Origin of the sequence: Pararhizobium antarcticum (assembly GCF_001885585.1) — a bacterium.
GTDB lineage: Bacteria > Pseudomonadota > Alphaproteobacteria > Rhizobiales > Rhizobiaceae > Pararhizobium > Pararhizobium antarcticum.
Window position 1 is genome coordinate 1 of the sequence record NZ_LSRP01000161.1, and the last position, 5,411, is coordinate 5,411.

Genomic DNA, 5,411 nt, shown 5'->3' on the forward strand with positions numbered 1-5,411 from the left:
AAGAAGCGGTTCAAGCACAGCCCATTCTTCATCGCTCAATTCGTGACGGCGCATCGCAATCTCCTTTCAAGGAGATTGAATCACATCGAATGCCGAAGATGAACCCCGTTTATGGGGACGCGCCCTAGCGCCTGCTGAACAGGAAATTGCCTTTAGCCTTCCCTTGCCATAAAGTTTTCAGTCGTGATAGCTGAGACTTCATGGCAAGCGAGGCGAAAATGAGCAGCGACCAAAATGAATGGAAGCCGGCCCCCGGAACATCACACTATTTCGACCCACTCATCGAACTCGATATGGACGATTATGGTGAGCGCCTGCGTTCCCCGGAAATCATTCGGGCAGCTAAAATTGAGGAGGGGCCTTACCTTGCCGAATTAAAGGTGGGTATGACCGTCACCGCAAGGATCAACCGCCGAACGCTAGACCGAAAATACATAGATAAGCCGTTTTTGGCTATCAACGATAATATCGTGCTGTTGCGCGAGAGGTGGGGCGGCGGCGGCAACGCCAGCATAGCACACCTATTGTCTTTCAACGAATACGCCTTTTACGATGCTCAAGCGATAATCGAAGCGATATAATGTTTTCTGGTCCTAAAACTAAACAAATCATCACTGTACGAACTGACGGATTTGGAGCGCGGCTAACCGCTTTGATTCATGGAATGTACGTCGCCGAACAGCTTGGACTGCCGTTTAAGTTTTGCTGGCCACCCATGAAAGGAGACAGCGAATTTCATTCCGTTCCCGCCGCCGGCCAAGTTTTTTCAAAGGAATTCCTCGATCAGTATTATCAGGAGCATTTTGATCTCTCCCGATATCAAGAGGTTGTTCACGAACCTCTCACAGAAGTGATGGTTAAAAGGGCTCTGGCTGACAAGAACGTGGATGGCATCAACATGATGGTCTGCGAGGACAAACTCGTCTTTCGTGGCGCAACAGTTCCGCGCGATGTCTTTCCTCGGATTTGGTCACGGATCGAGTTTTCTGACCGGCTCAAGGCGGTTATCGTCAAAGCGGAGGCAGTGGTCCAAGAGGGTGCAATTGCCCTGCACGCTCGCCGAGGGGATACGATAAACGGCGTCTACCGCATGAGATTGTTCAACGAACGATACCTGCCGGTGTCCTGGCTAAAGACGATCATCCGAGAGGAGATCGGCAGGGGTTCAAATATCATCCTCTTTAGCGATGATCCGCGCCTACTGACGCTCATGCGAGACCGCTATCCGATCAAGACAACGTCAGACCTCGGGTGTGACGATCTTGGAACGAAGGGTGAGAAAGACCTCTTCGATTTCATCGTGATGTCGCGATGTAAAAAAATTATTGCCGGACTGAGTACATACGCCGTCTTGGCAAGCCTTATCCGAAAGGTGCCATTCCTCGATCCTCTGATAGCTTTTGACCAAGCGATTCGCCGGCTGACTATTCTGGATGATCTTGCTGCCAATCCTGATGATTACCCACCCTTAGATAAGGCAAAGGAAATCCAATGGGTCGCGAACGAAATAGCCCACGGCATGGGAGCGGATGATAAGGATGAGCTGCTTCGCCAGGCCGGCGAAATCGATCCCCAAAATCAAACGTACGCCCATCTCCGCGCCCTAAACTTTGCGAGGCGCAAGAAATTCGGCGAGGCGAATACCATCCTTCGCGACGTGGCAACGTCATATTTCGGTGGTCACGGCGCTCGCTCTCATGAGTTCATGCACCCATTCAACATGATTGGGGATCGGGTTGCAAAGCCCTTCGCCGAGCCAGCAACTGTTGGAAACTATCCTTTCATCGCCCTTTTTTACTCGCACAACCTGGCGAAGAGGGAGGGCGCAGCGGCTGCGGCAATCATTGCTCATCGGGCCTACTTGCTTGAGCCTCAGAGCGATCTCCTACTGGCACACTATGCTCAAATGCTAATGTCGTGCGGGAAGCATGAGGATGCGATGGAGGTACTCCTACACGCGCTAGGATCTGGCCGTGACACGCCTGTTTTCCGCCGTCAATTGGTCGATATCTATGACAAGATCGGTGATAAAATGGGAGCGATCAAACACGCGCTGGCTGGACACACCCTTGCTCCCGATGATCAGCACTTGCGTATTCGTTACGGCGCGCTGCTTGCGAGAGTGGGCAAGGAAGACCAGGCTAAGGAGATGCTGTCCGGAATAAATGCAGATGACGTTAGCGATCCCGCAGCGCTTTACCATCTTTCCAAGGCCAGCCACAGGGTCAAAGATCTCAAAAGGGCAAAGGAATGCGCTGAAAAGGCAGTTATTCTGCGTCCGAGAAAACCTCACTACCGAATTTGGCTTGAAAGCTTCGAGTAAGAAATCAACAAGGGTATGGAGGGCAATGCGCAGTCTTCTTATCGGGGTTTTTCTGTCTCTGAGTGTACTCCCCGCTTTTGCCTGGAATTGGGAGGGGCATCAGGTTGTCGCGTTGATAGGCGAGGCTCACCTCACCCCAGGAACGAGTGAAGAGGTCCAGAGGCTACTTTCGCTTGAGGGTAAAGTCTCGATGGCCGATGTTCCAGTTGGGCAGACAGCATCAGGCCATTGAAGGTTCCACGCCAGCCCTTGCACGCTGTGAGAATACCTTTGGACGACAGCCACTATGATCGACAGCGATAATGTGCAGATGTGAATTGCGTTCTGGCGGCCATCGACGCGGACATAGCAGTACTCGGTGATAGGTCGACCAACGATACTGTAAAACTAACGGCTTGAAATATCTAATCCATTTTGTTGGCGATGTGCATCAGCCACTTCATGCAAGCAGGGACACAGGGAACCGAGAAGTGATTTTTCGGGGTGAGCGTCAAACAGTTCATCGCATGTGGGACAAGCAGATATTCAGAAGCCTCCGTCTGAAAATATCCGAGATGGCCTCTTTCGTAGATAAAAATGATAGTAGCTTGGATGATGGGGGAGCGCCCTGCCGATTGGGCAACAGAGCTGGCTCGGGAAATCTGCACAGCCAGGATAAGTGGAATTTTTGCCTGACTTCGGCTTAGATGCCGGGAACAGGAGAGACCATGACGAGACGACCGCGCCGGAACCATAGCCCGGCTTTCAAGACAAAGGTGGCGCTCGCCGCTATTCGAGGTGAGCAGACGCTGGTGGAATTGTCCCAGCAGTTTGACGTGCACGCCAACCAGATCAAGCAATGGAAAGACCAGCTCCTTGAGGGGGCGACAGGCGTTTTTGGCGATGAAACCAAGGCCGAACCGGCCGGTCCAACCGTCGATGTCAAAACGCTTCATGCCAAGATCGGCGAACTGACACTGGAGAACGATTTTTTATCCGGTGCGCTCGGCAAGGCGGAATTGCTGGGCGGAAAGAAATGATCGACCGCGAGCACAAATTGTCGGTCGCACGCCAGGCAAAGCTTCTCGGCTTCAGCCGTGGAAGCGTCTATTATCTACCGCGTCCAGTGTCCGACGGCGATCTGGCCTTGATGCGGCGGATCGACGAGCTGCATCTGGATTACCCATTTGCCGGAAGTCGTATGTTGCAGGGGCTTTTGAGAGGAGAAGGGCCGGAAACCGGGCGGCTGCACATCGCCACGCTGATGAAGAAGATGGGCATCGAAGCGATTTACCGTCGGCCGAACACCTCCAAACCAGCGCCTGGGCACAAAATCTATCCCTATCTTCTGCGCAAGTTGGCGGTCACCCGACCCAACCAGGTGTGGGCAATGGACCTGACATATATTCCGATGGCACGCGGCTTTGTCTATCTCTGCGCCGTCGTCGATTGGTTCAGTCGCCGCGTGCTCTCATGGCGGCTGTCGATCACGATGGAAGCGGCATTCTGTATCGAAGCAGTCGAGGAAGCTCTGGCCCGTTATGGCAAACCCGACATCTTCAATACGGACAGTCATATGATTGATGCCAGTTCTCGGGTGGTTTGACTCAAACACCGATCGACCATCTGTTGGGTTGGTGCCGTATGGCTTCCCGGTAGGATCTGACCCTCATTCCGATCGACCCACATGTGTCTTTCCCTGGACCTGTCGATCATCCGGGAACGCCTGCGGCGAGGCCTTGCCTCGAAGGTGCTGCTGTGACCCAAGAAGGGCATGACCATCCGGTCCCATGACTGTCCTGTCCCTGCATCCTTCCGGGCAAAATGTTCACGTGCTGCAGGAAAGGATAAACAGATGGCTGAACATCAGGCAGAAACTCACGTCATTGGTGGCGTCGACACACACAAGGACTTGCACGTCGCGGCTGTCGTTGATCATCGCGACCGTGTTCTCGGTACCGAGAGCTTCCCGACAACCCGACACGGTTATCGCTTGATGCTGGCCTGGATGAACTCCTTCGGGAATCTCCAGCGCGTCGGAATCGAATGCTCCGGCAGCTACGGTGCAGGGTTACTGCGCTACATGCAAACAGCGGGTGTCGAGATTTTGGAAGTTACCGCACCTGACAAATTGGACCGTCGCCGACGCGGCAAAAATGACGACTTTGACGCGGAAAGTGCGGCTCACGCAGCCTTCGCGAGACGACACACCGTAACGCCACGCAGCAGGGACGGCATGGTAGAAAGTCTCCGTGTCCTAAGGGTTTGTCGCAGAACCGCTGTTCAGGCACGCCGCATTGCCTTGCAGATGATCCAGATGACCATCGTTTGCGCACCAGACAAGATCCGGGATCATCTGCGCAGCATGACGCGGATGCAGTTGATCCGCACGCTCGCAGCCTGGCGACCCGACCTTACAGCGTACCGCCAGGTCGAGGAAGCCTACCGTATCTCTCTCAAGTCCTTGGCGCGACGTTATCTAGAACTGCATGACGAGATCGCTGACCTAGACGACATGATTGAGGCTATCGTCACAGAACTCGCTCCCGAACTGCTTGCTCAAACAGCGATCGGTCTGAACAGCGCGGCCCAGTTGCTGCTCACTGCGGGCGACAACTCCGACCGGCTGAGATCCGAGGCGAGCTTCGCGGCATTGTGCGGCGTCAGCCCAGTCCCGGCCTCTTCCGGGAAAACGGTTCGACACAGATTGAACAGGGGTGGGGATCGCGCGGCCAACAGTGCCATCCACATCATCGCCATCGGGAGGCTTCGAATGGATGCACGCACGCAGGACTACGTGGCGCGACGCATCGCAGCAGGAAAATCGAAGCTTGAGGCTATTCGCTGCCTCAAACGCTACATCGCCCGCGAAGTCTTCGCAATCATCATGCGGCGGCACAAGGAAATCAACCAAAGCCAAATTGCGGCTTGACTCTTAGAAGGGCGTCCAGGGATCGCAGTTTACCTCTGTCGACTTCACGGCGGTGCTGAAGAAGGCGGAAATCGCCATCTCGATGGATGGCAAGGGTGCGTGGCGGGACAACGTGTTCGTCGAACGGCTCTGGCGTTCGATCAAATACGAGGAAGTCTACCTCCACGCCTACAAGAC

3 protein-coding genes and 3 pseudogenes are annotated in these 5,411 nt (G+C 54.3%); all 6 read left to right on the forward strand.

Features of this window, described 5'->3' with window-relative positions; all coding sequences use genetic code 11:
* Nucleotides 1-200: 200 nt before the first annotated feature.
* A complete protein-coding gene (locus tag AX760_RS26085; RefSeq protein WP_071835925.1) occupies nucleotides 201-581 on the forward strand; it encodes a hypothetical protein in 381 nt (126 codons plus the stop codon).
* 83 nt (nucleotides 582-664) lie between these two features.
* A complete protein-coding gene (locus AX760_RS26090; RefSeq protein ID WP_071835926.1) occupies nucleotides 665-2,323 on the forward strand; it encodes a hypothetical protein in 1,659 nt (552 codons plus the stop codon).
* A 392-nt stretch (nucleotides 2,324-2,715) separates the two neighbouring features.
* Nucleotides 2,716-3,009, forward strand: a pseudogene (locus AX760_RS28265) (S1/P1 nuclease); the annotation flags it as partial.
* A gap of 21 nt (nucleotides 3,010-3,030) precedes the next feature.
* Nucleotides 3,031-3,872, forward strand: a pseudogene (locus tag AX760_RS26395) (IS3 family transposase); the annotation flags it as partial.
* Nucleotides 3,873-4,157: 285 nt separating this feature from the next.
* Nucleotides 4,158-5,234 carry an IS110 family RNA-guided transposase gene (locus AX760_RS26110; RefSeq protein WP_071835928.1) on the forward strand — a complete coding sequence of 359 codons (1,077 nt, stop codon included), beginning with the start codon at nucleotides 4,158-4,160 and terminating at the stop codon, nucleotides 5,232-5,234.
* A gap of 16 nt (nucleotides 5,235-5,250) precedes the next feature.
* Nucleotides 5,251-5,411, forward strand: a pseudogene (locus AX760_RS26955) (IS3 family transposase); the annotation flags it as partial.